General features: G+C 57.1%; 20 protein-coding genes and 3 pseudogenes. 12 read left to right on the top strand and 11 right to left on the bottom strand.

Annotation, left to right across the window (positions count from 1 at the left end; genetic code table 11):
- Window positions 1-35 precede the first annotated feature (35 nt).
- From KX729_RS25995 to KX729_RS25985, 3 genes are all read right to left on the bottom strand, one after another.
- Window positions 36-1,070 carry an SDR family oxidoreductase gene (locus KX729_RS25995; RefSeq protein WP_219745435.1) on the bottom strand — a complete coding sequence of 345 codons (1,035 nt, stop codon included), beginning with the start codon at window positions 1,068-1,070 and terminating at the stop codon, window positions 36-38.
- 47 nt (window positions 1,071-1,117) lie between these two features.
- Complete coding sequence (locus KX729_RS25990; RefSeq protein ID WP_219745387.1) at window positions 1,118-1,777, bottom strand: DUF6766 family protein; 660 nt, start codon at window positions 1,775-1,777, stop codon at window positions 1,118-1,120.
- Window positions 1,778-1,927: 150 nt separating this feature from the next.
- Window positions 1,928-2,428 carry a YciE/YciF ferroxidase family protein gene (locus tag KX729_RS25985; RefSeq protein WP_219745386.1) on the bottom strand — a complete coding sequence of 167 codons (501 nt, stop codon included), beginning with the start codon at window positions 2,426-2,428 and terminating at the stop codon, window positions 1,928-1,930.
- 890 nt (window positions 2,429-3,318) lie between these two features.
- On the opposite strand from KX729_RS25985, the gene KX729_RS25980 reads away from it, so the two are divergent.
- The 4 genes and pseudogenes from KX729_RS25980 (at window position 3,319) to rpsU (ending at window position 6,317) form a co-directional block, all read left to right on the top strand.
- A complete protein-coding gene (locus tag KX729_RS25980; protein WP_219745385.1) occupies window positions 3,319-5,079 on the top strand; it encodes an SLC13 family permease in 1,761 nt (586 codons plus the stop codon).
- 90 nt (window positions 5,080-5,169) lie between these two features.
- A pseudogene (locus KX729_RS25975) lies at window positions 5,170-5,376 on the top strand (DUF2270 domain-containing protein); the annotation flags it as partial.
- 283 nt (window positions 5,377-5,659) lie between these two features.
- Window positions 5,660-5,920: a DUF982 domain-containing protein gene (locus KX729_RS25970; protein ID WP_219745384.1), complete on the top strand. Its 261-nt coding sequence runs from the start codon at window positions 5,660-5,662 to the stop codon at window positions 5,918-5,920.
- Between the two features lie 142 nt (window positions 5,921-6,062).
- Window positions 6,063-6,317 carry a 30S ribosomal protein S21 gene (gene rpsU, locus KX729_RS25965; RefSeq protein WP_219745383.1) on the top strand — a complete coding sequence of 85 codons (255 nt, stop codon included), beginning with the start codon at window positions 6,063-6,065 and terminating at the stop codon, window positions 6,315-6,317.
- Between the two features lie 7 nt (window positions 6,318-6,324).
- Here rpsU and KX729_RS25960 read toward each other — a convergent pair whose 3' ends face one another.
- Both KX729_RS25960 and KX729_RS25955 read right to left on the bottom strand, forming a co-directional pair.
- Window positions 6,325-6,894, bottom strand: coding sequence for a DUF309 domain-containing protein (locus KX729_RS25960; RefSeq protein WP_219745382.1), 570 nt, complete (start codon window positions 6,892-6,894; stop codon window positions 6,325-6,327).
- A gap of 10 nt (window positions 6,895-6,904) precedes the next feature.
- Window positions 6,905-7,321, bottom strand: coding sequence for a hypothetical protein (locus tag KX729_RS25955; protein ID WP_219745381.1), 417 nt, complete (start codon window positions 7,319-7,321; stop codon window positions 6,905-6,907).
- Window positions 7,322-7,577: 256 nt separating this feature from the next.
- Between KX729_RS25955 and KX729_RS25950 the strand changes: the two genes are divergently transcribed.
- The 5 genes and pseudogenes from KX729_RS25950 to KX729_RS33700 all read left to right on the top strand — a co-directional run.
- The gene (locus tag KX729_RS25950; RefSeq protein ID WP_219745380.1) at window positions 7,578-8,144 is read left to right on the top strand and encodes an MFS transporter; all 567 of its coding nucleotides are present in this window, start codon (window positions 7,578-7,580) and stop codon (window positions 8,142-8,144) included.
- Between the two features lie 315 nt (window positions 8,145-8,459).
- Window positions 8,460-8,909, top strand: a complete 450-nt coding sequence (locus KX729_RS34610) for an MFS transporter (protein WP_219745433.1) — start codon at window positions 8,460-8,462, stop codon at window positions 8,907-8,909.
- A gap of 235 nt (window positions 8,910-9,144) precedes the next feature.
- Entirely contained in the window at window positions 9,145-10,599 is a 1,455-nt protein-coding gene (locus tag KX729_RS25940) for an NCS1 family nucleobase:cation symporter-1 (protein WP_219745379.1), read from the top strand.
- Window positions 10,600-10,722: 123 nt separating this feature from the next.
- Window positions 10,723-11,976, top strand: coding sequence for an MFS transporter (locus tag KX729_RS25935; protein ID WP_219745378.1), 1,254 nt, complete (start codon window positions 10,723-10,725; stop codon window positions 11,974-11,976).
- A gap of 246 nt (window positions 11,977-12,222) precedes the next feature.
- Window positions 12,223-12,628, top strand: a pseudogene (locus KX729_RS33700) (methyl-accepting chemotaxis protein); the annotation flags it as partial.
- A 119-nt stretch (window positions 12,629-12,747) separates the two neighbouring features.
- Here KX729_RS33700 and KX729_RS33695 read toward each other — a convergent pair.
- On the bottom strand, window positions 12,748-13,011 hold the full coding sequence (locus KX729_RS33695) for a cation:proton antiporter domain-containing protein (RefSeq protein ID WP_312992009.1): 264 nt from the start codon (window positions 13,009-13,011) through the stop codon (window positions 12,748-12,750).
- Between the two features lie 376 nt (window positions 13,012-13,387).
- Between KX729_RS33695 and KX729_RS25920 the strand changes: the two genes are divergently transcribed.
- Window positions 13,388-13,585, top strand: coding sequence for a hypothetical protein (locus KX729_RS25920; protein WP_219745376.1), 198 nt, complete (start codon window positions 13,388-13,390; stop codon window positions 13,583-13,585).
- Between the two features lie 688 nt (window positions 13,586-14,273).
- On the opposite strand, the pseudogene KX729_RS34860 reads toward KX729_RS25920, so the two are convergent.
- A pseudogene (locus KX729_RS34860) lies at window positions 14,274-14,490 on the bottom strand (IS110 family transposase); the annotation flags it as partial.
- Window positions 14,491-14,710: 220 nt separating this feature from the next.
- Here KX729_RS34860 and KX729_RS25915 point away from each other — a divergent pair.
- Window positions 14,711-16,012, top strand: coding sequence for a mechanosensitive ion channel family protein (locus KX729_RS25915; protein ID WP_219745375.1), 1,302 nt, complete (start codon window positions 14,711-14,713; stop codon window positions 16,010-16,012).
- Between the two features lie 285 nt (window positions 16,013-16,297).
- Here the strand turns inward: KX729_RS25915 and KX729_RS25910 are convergent, their stop codons facing one another.
- Window positions 16,298-17,296, bottom strand: coding sequence for a 3'-5' exonuclease (locus KX729_RS25910; RefSeq protein ID WP_376776072.1), 999 nt, complete (start codon window positions 17,294-17,296; stop codon window positions 16,298-16,300).
- A gap of 899 nt (window positions 17,297-18,195) precedes the next feature.
- Between KX729_RS25910 and KX729_RS25905 the strand changes: the two genes are divergently transcribed.
- Window positions 18,196-18,384, top strand: coding sequence for a hypothetical protein (locus tag KX729_RS25905; RefSeq protein WP_219745443.1), 189 nt, complete (start codon window positions 18,196-18,198; stop codon window positions 18,382-18,384).
- A gap of 699 nt (window positions 18,385-19,083) precedes the next feature.
- Here the strand turns inward: KX729_RS25905 and KX729_RS25900 are convergent.
- From KX729_RS25900 to KX729_RS25890, 3 genes are all read right to left on the bottom strand, one after another.
- Window positions 19,084-19,629 carry a DUF1003 domain-containing protein gene (locus KX729_RS25900; protein ID WP_219745431.1) on the bottom strand — a complete coding sequence of 182 codons (546 nt, stop codon included), beginning with the start codon at window positions 19,627-19,629 and terminating at the stop codon, window positions 19,084-19,086.
- 96 nt (window positions 19,630-19,725) lie between these two features.
- Window positions 19,726-20,481: a TIGR04290 family methyltransferase gene (locus KX729_RS25895; protein WP_219745374.1), complete on the bottom strand. Its 756-nt coding sequence runs from the start codon at window positions 20,479-20,481 to the stop codon at window positions 19,726-19,728.
- Window positions 20,482-20,484: 3 nt separating this feature from the next.
- Window positions 20,485-21,528: a UDP-glucuronic acid decarboxylase family protein gene (locus tag KX729_RS25890; RefSeq protein ID WP_219745373.1), complete on the bottom strand. Its 1,044-nt coding sequence runs from the start codon at window positions 21,526-21,528 to the stop codon at window positions 20,485-20,487.
- Window positions 21,529-21,538: the final 10 nt, after the last annotated feature.

Below are 21,538 nucleotides of genomic sequence, written 5' to 3'. Positions count from 1 at the left end.
TCCTAATCCGACTGTAGGTAAAACTATAGCAGGGATCACCGGATTCTCAGACGCCGGCTTGCTAAAACGGCGGCCAACATCATCGTGCCAATTCCGACTGCCAAAGCAGCGCGAGCCTTCGATCCTGAAACGGATCCGACCGCCGGTGACGCCTCGTCGCCAAACCGGCCACCCGACACTGCGGACGGATCCACTGCGTCGAACAGGTTGTCCGGCCGCCGGGATTGTTTAAGCTTCCCATCGAGCTGTCCCTCGAAAGCGGTACGGGCCGCCAGCCTGTCGGTGAGGCCAGGGAGGATGAGGCCAGCAAGGATGGCCTTGACCGTTGGACGCCCTACCCAGAGCTCACGTGGGGCACTGAGAGCACCCCGATAGATTTCGTCGGCCACTGCCTCCGGCGTGAAAACCGGCGCAACAGGACGCGGCTCGCGATCCATCTTGCAGCGAGCCCAGCTGAATTGCTCCGTGTTCACTGCTGGGAGATGGATCATGGTGATCATGATAGGCGAGCCCTCATGAAGAAGCTCACAGCGCAGCGCGTCGACAAATCCCCGAATTGCTGCTTTCGCTCCACAATAGGCCGACTGTAGCGGTATGGATCGATAAGTCAAAGCCGACCCGATGCAAACGATCCTCCCTCCACCAACCTGACGCATGTGCTTCAAAGCCGTTTGAGTTCCGTGAACCTGACCAAGGTAGGTGACCTCGGTAACTCGCCTGAACTCGTCGGGGGCTATACTCTCGGCTGGCCCAAAAACGGTGACCATCGCGTTGTTGATCCAGACATCGATCTTCCCCCACCTATTTACGACCGTAGATGCCGCAGCCTCCACACACTCGGCATCCGCAACGTCGGCCGGGAGCACGAGGCTCTCGGCGCCGGCTGCCCGAACTTCTGACGCCACCGCCTCAAGCCGGTGTTTCCCCCGTGCCATAAGGGCGACGCGCCATCCATGCCTGGCAAATTGCAACGCTACAGCTCGTCCGACACCGGCTGATGCTCCCGTGATCACAACGACCGGTTTTTTGGTGGGTATCGTGGAAATAGCGGCCTCCCGAGTTATCTGCATTCTGAACGCCAACACCCGTCTGCTAGTCAGACCTATTGCCTCTCGCTTCAGCTGCCCGTCTCCGAATGCGGCGCGGCCACAGGTTTGGACTCCGGTGATCCTCTGAAGCGCAAAAAGATCGACAGGACGACCAGGACCGCCGTCGACAGAAACTCGGACTGCCAGTTCTGAAACGACTCGAACCAAAATTGCGCACTTCCAAGATGCTGTAGGATCGGTAAAGCCGGCTCGCCATGCATGAGTGCCTCGGCGTTGGCGTCCTCAGCGCTGTACCGAAGATGCAGCAGGAAGCTCAGGATGAATAGGAGCGCTAGCGCGATCCCTAGCGAGTACGAGTAAACGGCGCGTGAGATGCCACCAGTCCGGACCGGCCCTGGGGCCTTTGCATCACCTTGCTTCAGTTTCGGGTCTCCGTCTTGTGAGGCAGGTTTGTCAGGATCCTTCGATTCCGCCGAGCCGCGCTGGAAGAGTATAGCCGTCAGCATCACGTAAGCCGACATCTGGAGAAACTCGCTCTCCCAGTTCTCGAAGATGGCGGATAGAAAATGGCCAGAGAGAGCGTAGCTTGAAAGCGCAAGATGCTCGGCTCCATGCTCGGCGAGCTCTTCGTTGTAAACGCTCCAGCCAGTCAAAAGCATGCCCGCGACTGTCAGCAGCGATAAAACGACAAGAACGATCGTCAGTCCGTTATCTCGAGCGAAACGCATGGTCACATCCTATTGCAGAACGGCGCGAGGACGAAGCGACTGAGCGAAATCGATGACACAATCCGTCGGTTCGAGACATTTCGCCCGCCCATCCAAGGCATCCCAAGAAGGAGCTGGAGCGGCATTCAAGCGGTACCGCTCCAGCCGTTATCAAGCTGCCTTCGACTTGCCCTTCCTGTTGACCTTGGCGTCGGCCAGCTGTGTCAACAGTTCGTCGGTCTTCTCTTCCTCGGCCAGAGTTTGTTCGAGGAGCTGGGCAACGTCTTCCTTACCAAGCTCGCGCGCCCAGTTACGAAGCGTGCCGTACCGAGCGATCTCATAGTGCTCGACAGCCTGAGCGGCGGCCAGCAGACCGGCATCAAGCGCCGGAGAGTTCTTAAATTCCTCCAGGATCTCCTGTCCTTCCTCGACAATACCGTCGATGGCCGGGCAGGTTTTGCCACGAGCAGGTTTGCCGAGGATCTCGAAGACCTGCACGAGGCGCTCGACCTGGCCCTCTGTCTCCTGAAGATGAGTTTCGAAGGCTGCCTTCAATTCTTGCGACTGCGTGCCGCGGATCATCTTCTTCAGCGCCGCAACGATCTTGCGCTCGGCGTAGTAAATGTCCTTCACGCCGTCGATGAAAAGGTCTTCCAATGTCTTGGTCGCCATGTGGTGAATCTCCGGTTGAGAAAAGATGTCGTGCGGCGAACGCCGCCGCGGCTACAACCCATTCAAGACAATTCTGCGCCATTTGTTCCAGCCCAGAGATTAGATGACCCATGCGTATTTGAACTGTTCACGCATTCTGGCAGTCGTCGAGGTCCGAGGGACAACAAGACAGCGTCTTGCCTTGCGGCAGTAGTCCTGATCGTGAAGCAGGGAGGGGACCGTCGCGCGCATAGCGGCTGGCAATAGCTGGAGCTACGGCCGAATGATTGGACCGGCGCCATGCGGACACGCAGGCGATCAGCCGAAGCACACCTCAGCTGTTAGCGGTTCGAGCATCCTCTTCAGTTGAACTGGTGCTTCACTCTGAACAGATACCTGTTCACGAGGTCGCGCGCGATCGTCGCCGCGTCTGGAAGATCGAGCGAAATTGATCTCTCACCGCAGACCTCGTCCAACACCGCTCGGAGGAAGCGGAGATCTGCTGGCTGTAATGTATCATAAGACGAGAATGCCACCCAGGCCCCTGCTGCTCCGCCCATTAGCATCATAGGCAATTTGCTTCGCGTGCCGCAAGCAGTTAGCGCGCTCTTAGACTCCCGTCCGATTTCGCACCCTTCTTTCTGAGTCTAAGACCCGCAAACCTGATCCCTGTCGCGGTGTCAGAGATATTGCACAGGCCGCGCCGATCTCCGGTGGGTTTATTGGACCTACAGATGCGTTCAATCTGATAACCGTCTCGCTCGAAATCGCCTTGTGTAGCGTAAGCGAGTCGAATAGGCGGTCAGCCAACGTAACCGAAGACGTTAGTTATCCCGGCGGCGGAAATCGTGCCGACCCGCGGCATCTAATTCGCGTCTCGCGCGTTTGGTAGCACCCATCAGGATGCAAACATGCGCACAGATCAATGGCTTTCTCTTCTCATCATCGCTTTGATGATGGGCGCTTTCGTATGGGGGCGATATCGGTACGATGTGGTCGCTGTCGGATCCCTACTGGCGGCAATCGCCTTGGGTATTGTACCGGCACATGACGCTTTTTCGGGGTTTTCAGATGATATCGTCATTATTGTCGGTAGCGCGCTCATCGTCAGCGCCGCCATTTCAAGATCAGGCCTTATGGACGTCGCGTTGCGGCGGCTGTCGCCGGAGCGGCGCGGCCCGCGGACGCAGCTGATCATTCTGGTGCTTATCGTCGCCGTGCTATCCGCGTTCATCAAAAATATTGGCGCCCTCGCAATCATGATTCCGGTCGCCATGCAGATGGCCCGGAAGTCGAGCGTGTCGCCGTCCATGTTTTTGATGCCGATGTCGTTTGCGTCTCTCCTCGGCGGACTGATGACGCAGATCGGAACATCGCCGAACATCATCGTGTCGCGGGTTCGTGAAGAGATCACCGGGCAGCCGTTCACCATGTTCGACTACACTCCGGTCGGGCTGGCGCTTACGGTCACAGGCGTTCTCTTTCTGGGCCTCTGCTACAAACTGCTTCCAGAACGAGCGCGGCAGGAGGCCTCAATGGATGAGGCCGTTAAGATCAAGAATTATACGACCGAGGCCCGGATAACGTCCTCGGCCATCGGCCAGTCGGTGAGTTGGCTACAGAAACCGGGTGGTGGCGACGCGATGGTCACGGCAATCATCGGCGAAGGGGGTCAAAAGCGAACCCCGCTTCCTGATACCATTCTGAAAGACGGCGACCTTCTGATCATCGAGGGTGAGCAAAGCGCGCTCGACAAAATCGTCAGTGAGGCCAAGCTTCAGCTGTCCGATCGCGTGGTCGCGCCGGATGAGGCCAAGGACATCACCTCTGTCGAAGCGATTGTCGGCGAGCATTCACGTCTTATCGGCCTCAGCGCGAAAGACGTTTCGCTCTTCGACAATACCGGCCTCAATCTTCTCGCGGTCAGCCGTCGTGACAAACGTTTCACGGAACGGTTAGGAGAGATCAAGATCCGCAACGGCGATGTCGTCGTGCTGCAGGGAGATCTGCAAGCCCTACCTGATCTTTTGCGCGAATGGGGATGCCTGCCGCTCGTCGAACGAGATCTAAAACTGGGCAGTGCCCGAAACGCCATCCTCCCTGTCCTCATCCTTGCCGCTGCGATGGCCGCAACGGCGTTCGGTGGAGTACCCGTTGCGGCCGGTTTTTTCGCGGCCGCGTTCTTTATGGTTGTGAGCGGGTCCTTGCCCCTGCGTGAGGTGTATCGCCATCTCGACGCACCAATCCTGATCATGCTTGCAGCACTCATTCCGATCAGTGACTCGCTGAAAACCACCGGAACGACGGATGTCATCGCCAACTTGCTGTCGCGGACGGCCGAGATGTTACCGTCCTATGGTGCTCTTGCGCTTATCATGGTCGCGGCCATGGCGGTCACACCGTTTCTCAACAACGCGGCTACCGTTCTGGTTATGGCCCCGATCGCTGCCACCTTCGCGTCAAAGCTGGGGTTTCAGCCGGACGCATTTCTGATGGCGGTCGCCATCGGCGCCGGCTGTGATTTTCTGACGCCTATCGGGCATCAGTGCAATACCCTGGTGATGGGTCCTGGTGGATACCGGTTCGGCGACTACGCCCGTTTGGGACTGCCCCTGTCCTTCATCGTTCTCATCGTGAGCGTTCCGATGCTACTGCTTGTCTGGCCGATATAGGCCGAAAAACTGGGCTTTTAAAACATGCGGCTTTGGAGGATTTGGACCATGGAAACGTTGATCGAAGCGTAACCGGGAACTTAAACTGATATCGAACACCGGACTGGCCCGCCTCTGCCGGTGACTTCATCTGAGAAGGTCAATGCAGTCATCCACTACTACCGGGGTGGCACGGGCAGGATGACCAGCTGGCGAGATCGGATTGACCGCACATCCACCTGGGCTATCACAGTCGTCGTAGCATTGCTGTCGATCTCGCTGTCAACACCGACTTCACACCATGGTTTCATTCTTTATCGTTGTACGTCGCAGGCTGTGCGAAAGTTACTCCACGTTGTAGATCAGACGAACCGGAACGGTTCGGAATGATTGAACCCTTAGTCCTAGACGCTCGCCGGGTCCTGCCTTTTGCGACCATCGCGCCGCCAGAAAACCCGCAAACAGGCTTCTCGGTCCTGAGGTTCGAAAACTCGCTTCACAGCCTGCGCCCCAACGCAGGGTTTGATGATCTCTTTTTATCCAACGGATGTGGTAGAAATCACCGATTACCATCTTGAATTGTCCTGTGGGGCCAGGCGCCATGAAGTGGGATTCCTCCCGGCGGTTTGAGCCGATAATTTTATTCTTCGCTGAAAAGAACAACCGGGCAGTCTTTCGCACTGCGCGTGCAGCTGAAGTCTTGTTGCGCTATTGGCCTGTGGACGATGGCGAGCAATTTTACGACGCCATCAAGATTTGTCTCGACGTCATCGTCGGGCTGACCGAACCCGGTCGGCTAAGAGAGGCCATGATACGGGCAGCCGGTGAAGCAGGTATTGCTGCTTTAGCTGTGGTTCATTGAAACCGAGAATGTCTCGAAATCGGGCGCTGCCAATGTTTCTTAGCTGCATCTGGTCAATAGAGTTTCCGGCTCCTGGGTTGATATTGCAAGCGGCCAGCCGTCCGCGTATGGATGGCCAGCGGCGGATAGATAGGAGCACGGCTTGCAAGTTCTGGTGCGGGATAACAATGTTGATCAGGCTTTGCGCTTTCTGAAAAAGAAGTTGCAGCAGGAAGGCGTGTTTCGAGAGATGCGCCTTCGGGAGCATTATGAAAAGCCTTCCGAGAAACGAGCCCGTGAAAAGGCCGAAGGCATCCGGCGAACGCGCAAAGTCGCGCTGAAAAAGCTGAACCGAGAACTTGGAATAAGCGCGCCAAAGAAGGCGAAGCCCCGGACACGCCCGAAACCTGCCGGCTAGTTGCCGATCAGATGCCTTGAGCACTTCTGCCCGCGCCAAGTGGTTTCGTGGGCGTAAATTCGCGTCCGAGGATGAACTCAAAGACCGGCTCAGGCTGACCCCCGTGGGTTCCCAGCAATATCCGTGGAGCGGCTGCGGTTACCGCCGCGTAGTCAGCAAGCATTTTCAGCCGAAGGCCGAGCCCTCGTTCAAAATCATCTTGCTGAACCTTCCCCAGGCATCGAAACAACACCGCCGCGCGTCCTGCGTGGCGCCCGGCTGCAGGACGCTTGCCCTCTCTGATTTTTACGCCTGCGGCTGAGAGCAGGATCAGGCCCTTCAATAGAGAGCGGATTTCGCTGCTCTTGTCGGCTACCTGCCACAGCCCTTCCCAAGCCTCATGGGCTTCCCAGTAGTAGCCGTGGTTGAACAGGTCTGCGCCCCAGGAGAACTCCTCCGATCCAACCCTGGCGACCACATGGACAGGCTGTATTTGATAACTATGTCCTGCTGGATCGCGAACAGGATGCGGATGCCGGCCCGGCAGATACGCGTAGGCTGGAAAAGCTCTGTCGGGAACCAGACGTGGACGGCCCATCTTTTAACCGTTAAACCGATCTGAGGTGCGCAACCACCCCTCCCTGGACCAGCGGTGAAATCTTCGCCGTCAGCTTTCGGGGGATAATGACTTGGGCGTCGAAACGGCCGGAGATGTCCAGGACCGCCCGCTCACCTTTCTCAATGGCGTCAACCAGTGTTGAAAGGTTTTGCCCCTTGGCAGAGACATCGTCCGCGGCCTCAGCAGACTGCGAAGGGTCGACATGCCCTTGATCCATGGCAACGACGAGGCAAATCAGCAGCGCCGCGTCTTTGGCTGATACCGGACGGTCCGGCAGCGATAGAATGTTCTCTCCAGCTGCCCCGGCCGGGTCTAGGGCAAAAAGGATCTCCGCGCCTAACAGGAAGTCACTATGCTGAAGGTCCATTTCATCAGCGATCAGACCGCAGAATTGCCCGAACTTCATAATTGAACTCCCTGAAATCGTGGGCTCTCACGCGTGAGAGAACTTCCCTTCAAATAGGACCATCTGCGGGAAACACCAGTCGCCCGTCAGCGACCCACGGTAATTGCTTCTCTAGAGGACCAAGCTCACAATCTCACCGCTAGCTAGGTCGTAAGCAGTGTTCCGCGCTACCGGCCAACCAGACGAGCCACCAGTTGCTGTATAGATCAACGGATGTGTGCGCGAACGAGTTCGCCATTGAACTAGCGATGGGTTGATGACGCCTCAGCGGCACTGGGTGATCGCGTGCATTCTGTTGGCAACGACCCTTACCAACCTCGATGCCGCGATCGCAAACATTGCGCTGCCGTCGATCGCCCACAGCCTCGATACGTCAGAGGCAGCCACGATTTGGATCGTCAACATCTACCAGCTAGCGGCGGCGGTTTGTCTGCTACCGGCGGCGTCGCTCGATGAAATCTTTGGCCTGACGCGCATCTATTCCTCCGGTCTCGTTGTCTTCACGCTCGCTTCTCTAGCCTGCGCTCTATCGGCAAACCTGGAGGTTTTGATCGCTGCGCGCCTCATTCAAGGTATTGGAGGAGCAGGCGTGGCTGCCCTCTCCCCGGCGATCATCCGATCCATCTATCCGCGTCACCTCGTTGGTGACGGCTTCGCAGCGCTGGCGCTTGTCTTTGCCGCATCGGCGGCCCTCGGGCCCACGATTGCAGCTTGGATCTTGTCGGTCGCATCGCGGCACTGGCTTTTCTCGTCAACTGCCGATCTGCCTCATCACCGTCCCGCTGTTTCTGGCGATGTCACTAGCCACTCCCGGCGTAGCTAAGAAGTTCGACTACACAGGTGCGCTGTTGAACGATGCAGGACTCGGCATGGCCGTGATTGGTGTCGGGAATATGAGCAGCGACCGCATAACGGCAAGCCTCGTCCAGATCTTTGCCGGCTTGATTTGTCTATCCGTTCTCGTCCTGCAACAGCGCCGTCGAGTGGCGCCGATGCTGCCGCTTGACCTGTCGGGTATCCGGTTTTTGCACTTTCTGCCGCGACATCGATCTGCTCCTATACGGCGCACATCATGCCGTTCGTTTCCCTTCCTTTTCTGTTTCAAACGGTGCTGGACCGATCGACAGTCTAAACTGGGCTGCTGATTACGCCTTGGCCTGTACTCGTTGCCTTCGCCGCGCCCGTCGCGGGACGACTATCCAGGCGCTACCCCGCGTCGATACTCGGAAGTCTCGGGTTGACGATCTTGGCAGCCGGTCTCTTTCTTCTCGCTACGATGCCACCATCGGTAGGCAACTACGAGATCGCTTGGCGAATGGCGATTTGTGGTATCGGGTTCGGGTTCTTCCGGGCGCCGAACAACACTGTGTTGATGACGGCTGGTCCCCCGGCACGCAATAGCGCAGCCAGTGCCACGGTGGCCGTCGCAAGGACAATCGGATGGTCGCTGGGCTCTGCCATCGTTGCCTTGATCTTCTTGGCGCGCGGCGTGGACGCAGCTCAGTTGTCTATCGGCACCGGCGCTGGCTTCGCTGTCTTTGGCGCTGTTATCTGCTTGACCCGGCTATCTGTAGCCCGCGCTTCGTGATTAGAAATGAAGATAAGCGTCGCTTGTCCGCGGACCAGATCTACCACGCCAGGTCGGGTGGCTTATCGTTATGCTGCATTTTTGGCCGCCCGAGAGGTGTGCACCATCATCTGGTTGAACGCCATATATCTGTGCATACAGCCCCAGAGACGGCAATTTGCGAGAATAAAAATTGTCAGTTGCACAATAATCGAGCAATTATGTCCTGCTTGGAGGAGCGCACGGGAGGGAAGTCGTGAGAGTCAGCAATACGTCACCATCATTGTACAACGAGGATCTTGCACCTGCAGAGGAACGCAAGTGGGGCGCCTTCAGTATCTTCAACGTCTGGACGTCCGACGTTCATAGCTTGTGGGGGTACTATCTCGCCGCCAGCCTGTTTCTTCTTTGCGGCAGCTTCATCAACTTCGTCATCGCGATCGGTATCGGGTCGCTGGTGATCTTCGTCCTCATGAGCATGGTCGGCAACGCGGGGGTCCGCACCGGCGTGCCGTTTCCCGTCCTTGCCCGCGCGTCATTCGGCACATTCGGCGCCAACGTGCCAGCGCTTGTGCGCGCGATCGTCGCCTGCTTCTGGTATGGAGCGCAAACCGCTGCGGCCTCTGGTGCAATTGTTGCGCTATTGATCCGCAACGACGGACTGCTTGCCTTCCATCAGAACAGCCACATGCTCGGTCACTCGACGCTGGAACTGATCTGCTTCGTGATTGTGTGGTCGTTGCAGTTGTTGATCATCCAGCGCGGGATGGAGACGGTCCGTAAATTCCAGGACTGGGCCGGTCCAGCCGTGTGGGTCATGATGCTGATCCTTGCAGTCTACCTGGTGGTGAAGTCGGGCACGTTTTCTTTCGGATCGGAAATACCACGCGAAATACTGATCGAGAGGACCAAGGACGCCGGCGTTCCGGGCGAGCCTGGCTCGTTTACGGCGCTGGCGGCGGTCGCTGCCACCTGGATCACCTATTTCGCAGCGCTTTATCTCAATTTCTGTGATTTCTCACGCTATGCGACGAGTGAGAAGGCGCTTCGCAAAGGTAATCTCTGGGGCCTGCCGATCAATCTGCTCGCCTTTTGCCTCGTTGCCGGCGTCACGACAACGGCAGCCTTTGCCGTTTACGGCGAGGTTCTCCTGCACCCCGAGCAGATATCCGCAAAGTTCGACAGCTGGTTGCTGGCCCTTCTCGCCGCTCTGACATTCGCGGTAGCAACGCTTGGTATCAACGTCGTCGCCAATTTCGTGTCTCCGGCTTTCGATTTTGCGAATGTCTTCCCACGGCATATCAGCTTCAAGCGGGGCGGATATATCGCCGCGCTAACTGCGCTGCTCCTGTATCCGTTCGCGCCGTGGGAAACGGGAGCTGCCCATTTCGTGAACTTCATCGGCTCAACAATGGGGCCAATTTTCGGGATCATGATGGTGGATTATTATCTGATCCGCCGCAGCCAAATGGATGTGGGCGCGCTCTACCGTGAGGCCGGAGAGTTCCGCTATCAGAACGGTTGGCACGCTGCAGCCTTCATCGCCTTGGCGATAGGTGCGTTGTTCTCCTCTATCCTGCCGACCTTCACGTCGATCCTGCCATCGTGGTGGGGCACCTACGGCTGGTTCTTCGGAGTGGCGATCGGCGGGGCGATCTACTTTTTGCTCAAGATGGGATCCCGTCGTCCCGCTTTGGCTGCACGAGTATAGAGCAGCCTGCTCATCTATTGGCGGCTAGTCGCGGCCGCCAATCCCCAATTCAGTTCCGGGCATTACTCGGAAGCTGAACGACGGCAAGCGGCAATTTTAATCGGGCGGGTAGTTCGCGAGTAGATGAAGATGACTGAACGGCCCTCCATGCTTTCTCCGTTTGGGGTTCGTAATTACCGTTTCCAATGGTCCTCTGATCTGATGACATCCTGCGCGACGGAGATGGAAACTATTATTTTAGGGTGGTTCATTTTCATTGAGACGAGCTCAGTTCCGTTGCTCACACTCTTTGCCTCGCTGCAGTATTTCGGAACGCTGATCGCCCCTGCCTTTGGTCTAGCCGGCGATCGACTGGGGCATCGCAACGTGATTCTTTGCATGCGGACCACGTATGCACTGCTGGCGGTAGTGATTGCGGTTTTGGCATTAACTTGTACCCTTTCGCCGCTGTCAGCTCTTGTCATAGCCGGGCTCGCTGGCCTTCTACGGCCTTCCGACATGGGCATGCGAAACGTGCTGACAACCCGGATGGTGGCAGGTGACCGCCTCATGAGCGCGATCAGCCTGTCGCGGATCACCACCGATTCTGCCCGGATTGTCGGAGCATTGACCGGCGCGAGTGTGGTTGCCCTCCTCGGCATCCAATGGGCCTACCCATTCATTGTCGTGTTTTATCTCGCCAGCGCAGCCTTGATGGTCAGCATCCATCAACCATCTTCCAAACCCCCGGCCGGCGGAGTTGTGCTGCCATTCACGCCAGTAAAGGATTTCATTGATGCCCTGAGGGCTCTAGGGAACTCTCCGCCCCACCTTGCGGCGATGCTCCTGGCTTTTCTGGTGAACCTGATGGCGTTCCCGTTCACCTTGGGCCTTCTGCCCTACATCGCACGTGAAGTGTATCAGGCTGGCCATGCCGGCTTGGGCTATCTGACAGCCGCAACCGGCGTCGGAGCTTTGGCGGCCTCGTTGCTGCTTGGCCACTTGGGCCATTCCGTGCGACCGGCCCGGATGATGCTGATCTTCGGCGCCGTATGGCATTGCCTGGTATTATTGCTCGGTCAGACTGAAAGCATGCTCATAGGATTGGTTGTCCTTGCGATGATCGGTGCGGCCTCCATCTTATGTCTCCTGCCGTTGTCTGTCCTGTTGCTGCGCGGGGTGCATCCCGATCTGCTCGGCCGGATCATGGGGATCAGGATGCAGGCCGTTTACGGTCTGCCAATCGGCCTCCTGGTGTCCGGACCGTTGATCGACAGCGTCGGGTTCTCATGGGCGGCTACACTGTACGGTGGATTGGGGCTTATCCTTACCGGGATGATCGGCGGCCATTGGTTCCCGCATCTTTGGCCGGCGTCAGTTGTCAGTAACCAGGGGTGAGGTGCGGGTTGAGCTTGCGGTAGAGAGATCGCTGCAAAAAGTCCGGTAATCGCAGACCGGGCAGCGTAGCATCGAACATTAGAACCTATCGATGCAAATCTCCAGATGAGGAATGTGGCTTCGGCCGCGAACTCGGCCTGCCGGAAAGCTTCATCGGCCGCCACCTTTCGCTAGCTATTCAAGATGCCTAATCTGTCAGCGGAACAGTTATGATTTGAGATAAATCAAGCGAATTGCAAAGGTGCAGGCCTCTCCAAGCGCGCGAATGGTGACGTTTCTCATCGTATTGGTCAGGTTTTCGCGGAACCTGGACGGCGCACGCAACGATTTTAACGCTTCGGCCGAAAAGCCGCAGCAGACCCTGAGCCATGTGGCGCAGAATGCTCGAAGCATAGATGCAGGCGCCAAGGCGATCAAATCGGCCGCCGATGACCTCGCCAAGTGGACTGAGCAACAGGCAGCGGCCGTGGAAGAGACTGCGGCAGCACTGGACGAAAATCACCACGACAGTCAAGGACTCCACCAGACGGCGCAAGAAGCGGGCGACTTGGTGAACCGTACCCGCAATGGTGCCGAACAGTCGGGTGAGATCATCCGCAAAGCCCTTTCCGCGATGGGACGCATCGAACAATCTTCTTCCGAGATCGGCAATCCATTTCGCGCACCACAGAGGCAACAATCTTATCGGATGAAATCGACAAGGCGGTCCCTAGAAACAGAGAAGTGACAAGCCGCGCGTTCGGATCCGGAAGCAGGTTGGCCTGGACAAGTTCACCAAGCGCGAAGCCCAGCGCGAACGGCACAATAATACCACGTCAGTGAAACGCCTGCGGCCGCTCGCCGGAGCCTCAGGGCCAGGCCGAGATCTGTCTCCATGCCGGCCAGCAGCAGCAAGAACAGGATGCCGAGCTGCGCGACCGCATCCGCCATCGACTTCTGAGCTTCCGCATCGGGAAAGAGAGCGGCCTGTGTGTCCGGCAGGAGCAGCCCAAACACCGAGGGGCCAAGGAGGATGCCACCGATGATCTGGCCCACGATCGATGGTTGTCCGATGCGGACCATCGCTTCCCGAGCAACCTTCCGATCACAACGAGGATGATGATTTGAATCAGGAACAACGCTTCGGATAGCCCGGACGTCTTGCCCTCCGCTGCATAATCCGCAGTGAATCTTGCAGCCATGCACGGGGGTAATCACCCAAAACCACAGTGATGGCTTGGTGATGCACGAGCTCATGTTCTTCAATTGAATTGTCCCCGCACGATGTAGGTCCAAAACGGCCGATACGATTTCCGGCTCCGTGAGACCGCGCGGGAATATCAGATCAACCTCGAATCAATGAGTTGGCGGCAAGTCCCGCGTGCTGGAACTGGGACCTCAATCGCGGGTTATCTCAGCGAAGGAGATTGTTATGTCCGATAAAGAGTACACGGCGGAAGAACTCGCTGACCGCTATGGGATCAGCCGGCAGCAGGCGGTTCGCCACATTGCCCGGTTTGGCCCGAAAAGAGACGAACTTGATGCTTTCTTGACGTCGTCGTCGCGCAGTCAGCGCCATCGACAAGACGAGTTAGATCGTTCCTCTTCTGACGTGTCGTTCGGCCTATGAGCGACGACAGAGCGACACAGGAACCAGACCGCCGGACGGTGCTCGCGGCCGCCCGATGATTTATGCGGCTGAACGTACCTATGCAGCATGGATGCGGACTGGACTGACAGCCCTTGCAAGTGGGCTCGGTGCCAAAGCTCTCTTGGCAGCAGTTGTTCCAGAGTTTCTCATCGTTACCACCGGCACCATTCTAGTCCTTTTCAGCGCTTTTTGCTTCATCGTCGCCGTTCTGCGGGAATTTCGGCCGGGCCCGCCTCCCCCTGAACCCGATGTCAGGAAAATACCAAGCATCCTGCTCCTCATTGTCAGCGGATGTCTCGTCATTGTGTCTCTTGCAGCACTGCTGGGCGTATGGTTTGGGCGATCAGGGGCCATCGGGAACTAGGCAGTGTCCCCATAAACGGGGTTCATCTTGGCGACGGTGTATGATTCCTATGCGGAACGGCCCGGTCAACAAGGTATTTTCCTCGTAGTTCACCATCGGACGGTGCATTCATATGTTCGGCCTGTTGATGCGGTATAGCCCGCTGGCCACGATGAAGTCCGCAATGTCGATCGCCTAATCAATCTCACACGCTCTACGGCGCCCTGAATCACACGGTCCGATCGATATTGGGGTTGCGTTCCATTGGTTCATCACGCTGTTGTACCTTGCCGCTATCCCGGCACATACCGCCGGGAATTCTGTCTATGCCTTCATCATGACTGCCGGAGTCTGATACGTCCCTCCTTTGACCGGGAGCGCCCATATTGTACGCGCTATTTTGTTGGCCAGCGCTACCGCAGCGACCTTATAGGGTCTCGGCTCCAGCACAGAGGCGATCCAAGCTGGTAGTTTCGCGCCTCGTCGGGCCCTGCCTCAGGATTGAAGTCGCGCCAACGACTAACAAAGTCCTCAGCTGCTGAAATGATCTTCTTCATGATCTCCTCGCTTTCGGTTCGCCCGGCAGGTTCGCGTCGGGCATTACACGAACGAAAAACGAGCTTCCGTCGCACTCGGCAGAGAATTTGTCTTCCTAGAAGTCTCTGCGATCGTCACGCTTGATTCCACCAGCTTCAAATACGCCGCGCTCCCGAACAAACCAGCCGCCGGACCGTTATAAGTCTGCAGCCGCGGGGTTTGAAATGGACCTGTCTATCACATCCGATCGTGCATTAGCTTGGCTGAAGGCTATCCTGATTAACGAGTGGACAGCCATCCAAATCGTTGTCATCGCTCTGGTGTTTGCGATTTCGACGCTGCTCGCAAGACGGATCGAGCCGTTTTTCGAAGGCAGAGCTCGAAATATCCGGGGCAATCCCGACCTCTTGCGCGTAGCAATTGCTTTCCTTCGTCGGCTACGATGGCTCTTCCTGGTCGTGTGGCTCGGCGTCGCCGAAGCGTTTCTCCAGCGTCAGGTTCCTGAGGAGAACCGTTGGCTTGTGTCCGTGGCATTGATCTTGAGCGCCGCCTGGCTGGCAGCCTCCGTGCTGACGCGGATTATTCGAAACAGAACTTTGGCGAAAATCGCCGCAATGGCGATTTGGATCTACATAGCCCTCAACGTCCTTGGGCTGGATGGCCCAATCTTCACAGCGCTCGATAGCGCCTCCATCAACCTCGGGGCTGTCCGTCTCTCCCTGTTGATCATACTGAAAACCCTCCTTCTTGTGACAGTCCTCGTCTGGCTCGCAAGTTTTATCGCGAAGGTCGCCTCCCATCGGATTCAGCGCTCCAACGATCTGTCACCTTCCTTCAAGGTGCTCATCAGCAAGCTCATCAAGATCGGCTTAATCGTTGTTGCTGCTGTTTTGGCTTTGACCGCAACCGGCGTCGATCTTACAGCGCTAACCGTGTTTTCCGGTGCCGTGGGCGTCGGTATCGGTTTTGGCCTGCAAAAGGTCGTATCGAACTTCATATCCGGAATCATCATTCTGCTCGACAAGTCGATCAAGCCCGGAGATACGATCACGCTCGGCGATACGTTCGGCTCCGTTCGTGATTTGCGGTCGAGATTTGTTTCGGTCATCACGCGGGATGGGAAGGAGTACCTTATACCAAATGAAGACTTTATCTCCCAGAAGGTCGTAAATTGGTCATTCTCCAGCGACTTTGTCAGGATTGATGTCGTGTTCGGCACATCGTACGACAGCGATCCGCACGAGGTGGTTCGGTTGGCGATCGAGACCGCATCGTCCGTCCCGCGTGTCGAGAACGATTACGCCAAGCCGGTTTGCTGGTTGACAGCGTTCGGCGCTTCGTCGCTTGATTTCAAACTGCGGTTTTGGATTTCCGACCCAAATAACGGCCTGACAAACGTCCGTGGCCAGGTCCTCATGGCATTATGGGATGCGTTCAAGGAAGCCGGCATTTCCATCCCCTACCCTCATCTGGAGATCGATATGAAGTCACCTGTCCAAGTCGCTCGGCCGCCCCGCTCTCCCTGACGTTATGTCTCCCCTCAGGTCGTCCTTCAGCACAGCTCCCTCATTTGGATCATCAGCGCCACATAAAAGCGCGGGGGACCCTGTGTCTTGAGGGGATGTGAACCTGTGACTACCAAGTTTGACTTGGGATTTTAAAATTCCGAGCCTTGACCTTACGGATTAGTCTTCAGGACCTGAAACAGATATATGGGCTGCTTCACCACACGCCAGCTCTCGTGCATCCGCCCTTCTGGGAGGGCCGTGCACCAATTCACCTCCCTTTCGGGCGACGATGCTGCGGAGCTCTCAGGCTCTAAAACGATCGAACGCCGTGAGGAATTTGGTTGGCAGGTCGGCTTCGGGATATTGGTAGATCTCGGCGCGGAGATAGCGCAGCTCATCTTCTAAGTCGGGTTCATCCACCTCGATCCACCACGACTTCGGCCGCCCTTCGCTTCCGTCCGACCATCGATAGCCGCGTGCTTTCAGATGATCCTTGAAATCGAAGGGACTGTTCTCGGCGAAGATACGCACCCGCGACCGCTGGCTTGCCCTGTATAGTTCAGCGAACGGCGTGAGATCATCTGCTTGTGCCTTACGATCAAGGACTTCGAGCAGCGCAAAGCAGTCGTCGACGGCGCGGTGACCGTCATGGAAGTATCCCGCTTGACCGATCAGGTAGCCCAGTTTCGTACCCTCGAAGCCGCGTGATGACCAGTCAATCTCGGCATTAGAGCAGGCCCATGCCTTGCTGGAGAACGCGGGTGAAAATGCCTCGCAGAACGGACGGTCGAACCCGGCATTATGGGCGATGATCAGATCGGCTGGATCGATCAGGGACCGCAACGCCACTATGTCGATAACCTCACCCGCCACCATTTCGCTGGTGATGCCGGTGACCCTGGTAATCTCGCCAGGGATAGGCCCGCTCGGTTGCTGTAAGCCGCCGTAAATTCCCGTGACGTCGCCGATGGCGCCTTTCTCGTTGAAGGTGAAGGCGATGACGCCGATTTCGATGATCTCATCCTTACGGGGGTTGAGGCCAGTGGTCTCGGTGTCGAGGATGATACCCATCAATGGGAATTCGGTCCGAATGACTGTTGCGACCTCCCGGGGCTCAAGTTTCCGGAGGATGCGATAGCGGCCGGTTGCGGTGAGATGCGCCACCATCTCAGCTTCATCCATCCGTACGTTACTGCCACGATTTACGCGCAGGTCGGCAGCAGATCGCAGCGGCGATGCGCCATCCGCGTCGACGAACATATCGAATTGGGCGGGCGTTCTGGCTGTTTCCTGTCGCGTCATACCGCAAGAATTACCACGCGCTGTCATCGAGGTCATCGTGATGTGATGCATTTTTTGCGCACTCAGTTTCAAATGAGCTTGATGGTAGCCCCCAGGATCGCGAAATCTATTGGCGCTCAAAGCGTTCGAGCAGGAAGGACGCTCCGCTCGACGGAGCGATATCCTAGCAGGAATATCCCACCCGCGAGGTGTCGGCAGTCCAGCGGGCGCGGGGCAAATTGGCGCGTTTAGGGTTCGGCGCGGCGAACGGCGACCGCTGACGTGAGACGTTGCTCCCGAAGGGCCTCCAACGTCTTTTGCAGCCTGCCTTCTTCCTCAGATATGGGCATTCCCCTGAACATTAGCCGGCTGATTGCCTTTTCTTGCCGCAACAGTGACTTCTCCAACGAGAAAAGATCTCGGGCGGCCTGCCTCTCTACGGTCTTTTGGGCTGATGGATGGTTACTTCTTGTCATTGCAGCGACCCGTAGGTTGCGGTTGATCTTTAGGCCATTGGTATTCGGCCGTTGTGCCGATGCACCAGGCATCGTCTTACATGCTTCGCCACCGGTGGATGTTGGTCACACCGAGATCGGCCGGGGGAACCGCTTTGGTTCCCGAAGTAGGCTGCTTGCTTCGGGTCGCTGGGGAGCGCCGTAACGCGCGGGAGCTCCGATCAAAGTAGTTGCGCGTTTGTCGGCGGCGAAAGCGGCGACTAGAATGAACCTGGCAAGCGGTTTGAACATCGTGTGGGATCTCTCGATACACATAGAAACCTCAAACAGTCAAAGACGCCAACCGTTCCAAAGCATTATGGCATCTCGGCGCAGCAGCCCATTGGGATGATTATTTGGCGTTATCGAAGAGATCCAAGGAACTTACCCGTGCCCCGATGGTTGGCCGATCTTCCGGAGGAGACCATGCCCAACAGCGAGCACGAAAATAACCGGCTGTCCCGCATCTGCGCCGAACAGCAGGATGCGTACCTGAGGCGGTCCTCGATCCGATTTCTGGAATGTGCAATTCATCTGTGCGTCACCCACATGAGCCTCGAGGAGGTCGCCCGTTTGCTGGAGGCCGAAGCCAAAATGCTGAGGGACCTCGGCTGACATTCTTTACGGCACCTGTTGATCTTTCTCATATGTCCGGGCTCCTTCCGGTTTGTGAATTGCTCGCTGCAGCGACGCAGAGAGATCAGCCTCACGTTAGGAGACTTCCATGCTGAAGCACTTCAAAAAAAGAGGCGTTACGGGTTCCGGTTAGGTGAATTGCTTCCCGAAAGATTGCGAGCATTTAAGACCGGCTCGATCAGAATGGCCGCGAGCTGGTCCGGTTGAATGCAGCGGAATCCCTGTTGAACATGAACCGGTCCATTTCTAGTTAGCGCGGCCATCTCCCCGCCCGATCTCCCCCGTCACTCCGCAGGTCAGCAGGTTGGGCTTTCTACGGCAGTCTCGGCCCAAGAAAATTGTAGGGGATTTTGAATGGCAAACGCGAGATCAATTCGTTTGCTATCGGCAGGCCACAGAGGCCGAAGAGTCAGGGCGACAGGATTTTACTACCTTCCATGTCGTATAGGAAGCGTATCTCACGAGCACCGTATCCGGTTTCGCCCAATGTACCGGTCGGTTCAGGGCTGCTCCTACGTTACTTAACAACACATAGGGCATATATCGTGATACGAGCATGCTCACGACATCGTCAAAACCTCAATCGGTTTTGGCAATCTCGGTGCAAGAAGTCGTCATTCGCCACACAAAGCTACTTAGATGACCTGTAGACTTTGTTGCGGGGGCCTTCGTGAACGCCTAGCCTTTCTCCTCCGACTCAATTCGGTCCAGCACAGCCTCGGGAGCGACATCTTTTTTCAGCTCGCTCAGCTCCTCGTCGCTCTCGATCGGCGGCACCTCCAACTTCTTAGCAATCGCTTCCACCATTGCGATTAGACGGGTCGTTTCGTGCTCGTTCAACAAACTCACCTGTAGATCGAGATCAGCTCGTGTATCGTCTTCGGCCGCCATTCGATTTTGGTTTATCAGGACAAAAGTCGAGAGAAAAATGGCTTCGACCGAAGCTTCCATAGCAAGAATGACGAGCGACGGATCCCACGCGGGCACTCCCGGCAACAAGTCCAGATTGGCAACAATCCACCCCCCATATAGAAGGAGGTGAATGTAGATGAAAGGCATCGATCCCGCGAACCGACTAATCGCAGCGGCTGCGCGTTCTTGCGATGAGGCCGCATTTGCTGTTTTGCGCCGACGCTGCATAACTGCGTCGATGTTCCGGGCGAGAGCCGGCGTAAGGCCCTCAGCTGCTGGTGTCGTTGGGCTTTCGTCTTGCGCATTGTTCATCAGCAGGTTCACCTCCACTACCTCCCGGATCGCTTCTGCGCCGGCTCATTCGCAAAACAGAGAAGGCAGGTTTCAGTGCCTGCTGTTTCACCTTCTTCAGCAGATTTGAGGTGGCACCTCGACTGCATAATGCCGCTGGCCGCGGCGACAAAGATAGACCTCCCGTTCCGGATGGGCTTCAATGACGAAGCCTGAACTGCGCAGCATTGCTTCCATGGCTGCCGTGTTTGGGATGAACCAGTTGGTCGGATCAGAAGCGTAGCGTTCTTCCACGAAGAAAAGTTTGGGATAATCATGCTGGTCGAATAGCGACCACTCAGTAAAGTCGTAGTTTTCCTGGATCTCCGGCAACCGTTCATCCCCGCGCTGCAGGCATTGGAACAACATCTGTTCCCCTACGACATGTTCATACAGAAGGTCGAGCGCAAGCAAGGGGTGGCGCAGATGGTAGAGCACGCCCATGAAAATCACGAGGTCGAACTTTTCGCCGAGCTTTCCGACCTCGTATACGGACATCTGGCGGAACTCCACGTCTAGACCCGTCTGCTCTGCCACAAAACGAGCCTGCCGCAGGTAGTGCGGATCTGCGTCGATCCCCAACACTCGGCCGGCATTACGCTTCTTCATCTCGAAGGAGTAGAAGCCGGCGTTGCACCCGACGTCGAGAACGCTGCACCCGCCAAGATCCTCCGGCACCACCTGTTTGAAGCCATGCCATTTGAAGGATGGATAATCGCCCAGGAAGTGATCGGGAGCGGTTGGCACCCCCTGCACGTGGATATTCTGGAACCAGGGCCCAAGTTCGGCGATCCGATGCTCCATGTCATCGTCTGCTTTTCTTCCGGCGTCCATTCCTCAGGCTCCGATCGGTAACGAATCGGTTAGACCGGCACGTGGCTTTGCGCTTGCGGTCTTCGGACGAAGGTCTGTCTCGACGAGAACTGAAGCGAAATAATCAGCCGTCTGCTGAAGGCCTTCCGACAGCGGGATCTTCGGCTCCCAGCCAAGCAGTTCCTTCGCGCGGGCTATATCCGGGCGACGACGCTGCGGATCGTCTTTCGGCAGGGGCCGGTAAACGATTTCGGACGCCGTGGGGACCATTGTCAGGATCATCTCGGCCAGCTCATTGATCGTGAACTCGCCCGGGTTCCCTATGTTGACGGGCACGCCCGGATTAGGATTGACATCCATCAGCGCCAACAGGCCTGCTACGAGATCTGTCACGAAGCAGAAGGACCGCGTTTGCTCGCCGCTTCCGTAAATCGTCAGTGGATCGCCCGACAGCGCCTGAACCAGCAGGTTTGAAACGATGCGTCCGTCATTGGGCTGCATGCGCGGGCCATAGGTGTTGAAGATGCGCACCACGCGCGCATCGGCGCGCCCGGCCCGTAGCATGTCGAAGCACAAGGCTTCTGCGGCGCGCTTGCCTTCGTCATAGCAGGCACGCGGCCCCGTGCAGCTGACATTGCCGCGATAGTCCTCGCGCTGGGGATGCTCTTCGGGATCGCCATAGACCTCACTGGTCGAGGCCTGGAGGAAGGATGCGTCATGGCGTTCGGCAAGCGCAAGCAGATTGCCCGTTCCCGCCACGCAGGTCATCATCGTGTGCACCGGATCGGCTTGGTAGAAGGGCGGTGAAGCGGCACAGGCTAGATTGTAGATCTGGTGGATGGGCTCGTCGAGTTCCGACAGATGGCAGATGTCCTGTTCGATCAGCCGAAACCGGGGATGGTTCTCCAGAGGACGGACATTGGCTCTGGATCCGGTGAGAAAGCTGTCCACGCAGATCACCTTGTGACCGCGCAGCAGCAGGGCATCGCACAAATGGGAGCCGACAAAGCCGGCGCCGCCGGCCACAAGAACAGTCTTGGTTTTTCCGTCACGCATTCTTTGCAACATGGTGTTCTCC

Source organism: Neorhizobium populisoli, assembly GCF_019430945.1.
In the GTDB taxonomy this organism is placed as follows: Bacteria; Pseudomonadota; Alphaproteobacteria; order Rhizobiales; family Rhizobiaceae; genus Neorhizobium; species Neorhizobium populisoli.
Note: the sequence above shows the minus strand (reverse complement) of the source record. Positions and strands in the feature narration are given on the sequence as shown.

What these genes read in the sequence shown, in the direction of transcription:
- KX729_RS25905 (WP_219745443.1), top strand. Translation starts at nt 18,196, where the DNA reads ATGCCCAACAGCGAGCACGAAAATAACCGGCTGTCCCGCATCTGCGCC.
- KX729_RS25995 (WP_219745435.1), bottom strand. Translation starts at nt 1,070, where the DNA reads ATGCAGATAACTCGGGAGGCCGCTATTTCCACGATACCCACCAAAAAA.
- KX729_RS25950 (WP_219745380.1), top strand. Translation starts at nt 7,578, where the DNA reads ATGACGCCTCAGCGGCACTGGGTGATCGCGTGCATTCTGTTGGCAACG.
- KX729_RS25890 (WP_219745373.1), bottom strand. Translation starts at nt 21,528, where the DNA reads ATGTTGCAAAGAATGCGTGACGGAAAAACCAAGACTGTTCTTGTGGCC.
- KX729_RS25955 (WP_219745381.1), bottom strand. Translation starts at nt 7,321, where the DNA reads ATGAAGTTCGGGCAATTCTGCGGTCTGATCGCTGATGAAATGGACCTT.
- KX729_RS25990 (WP_219745387.1), bottom strand. Translation starts at nt 1,777, where the DNA reads ATGCGTTTCGCTCGAGATAACGGACTGACGATCGTTCTTGTCGTTTTA.
- KX729_RS25900 (WP_219745431.1), bottom strand. Translation starts at nt 19,629, where the DNA reads ATGAACAATGCGCAAGACGAAAGCCCAACGACACCAGCAGCTGAGGGC.
- KX729_RS25985 (WP_219745386.1), bottom strand. Translation starts at nt 2,428, where the DNA reads ATGGCGACCAAGACATTGGAAGACCTTTTCATCGACGGCGTGAAGGAC.
- KX729_RS25960 (WP_219745382.1), bottom strand. Translation starts at nt 6,894, where the DNA reads ATGGGCCGTCCACGTCTGGTTCCCGACAGAGCTTTTCCAGCCTACGCG.
- KX729_RS25920 (WP_219745376.1), top strand. Translation starts at nt 13,388, where the DNA reads ATGTCCGATAAAGAGTACACGGCGGAAGAACTCGCTGACCGCTATGGG.
- KX729_RS25980 (WP_219745385.1), top strand. Translation starts at nt 3,319, where the DNA reads ATGCGCACAGATCAATGGCTTTCTCTTCTCATCATCGCTTTGATGATG.
- KX729_RS25910 (WP_376776072.1), bottom strand. Translation starts at nt 17,296, where the DNA reads ATGACGCGACAGGAAACAGCCAGAACGCCCGCCCAATTCGATATGTTC.
- KX729_RS25935 (WP_219745378.1), top strand. Translation starts at nt 10,723, where the DNA reads ATGAAGATGACTGAACGGCCCTCCATGCTTTCTCCGTTTGGGGTTCGT.
- KX729_RS25895 (WP_219745374.1), bottom strand. Translation starts at nt 20,481, where the DNA reads ATGGACGCCGGAAGAAAAGCAGACGATGACATGGAGCATCGGATCGCC.
- KX729_RS25970 (WP_219745384.1), top strand. Translation starts at nt 5,660, where the DNA reads ATGAAGTGGGATTCCTCCCGGCGGTTTGAGCCGATAATTTTATTCTTC.
- KX729_RS25915 (WP_219745375.1), top strand. Translation starts at nt 14,711, where the DNA reads ATGGACCTGTCTATCACATCCGATCGTGCATTAGCTTGGCTGAAGGCT.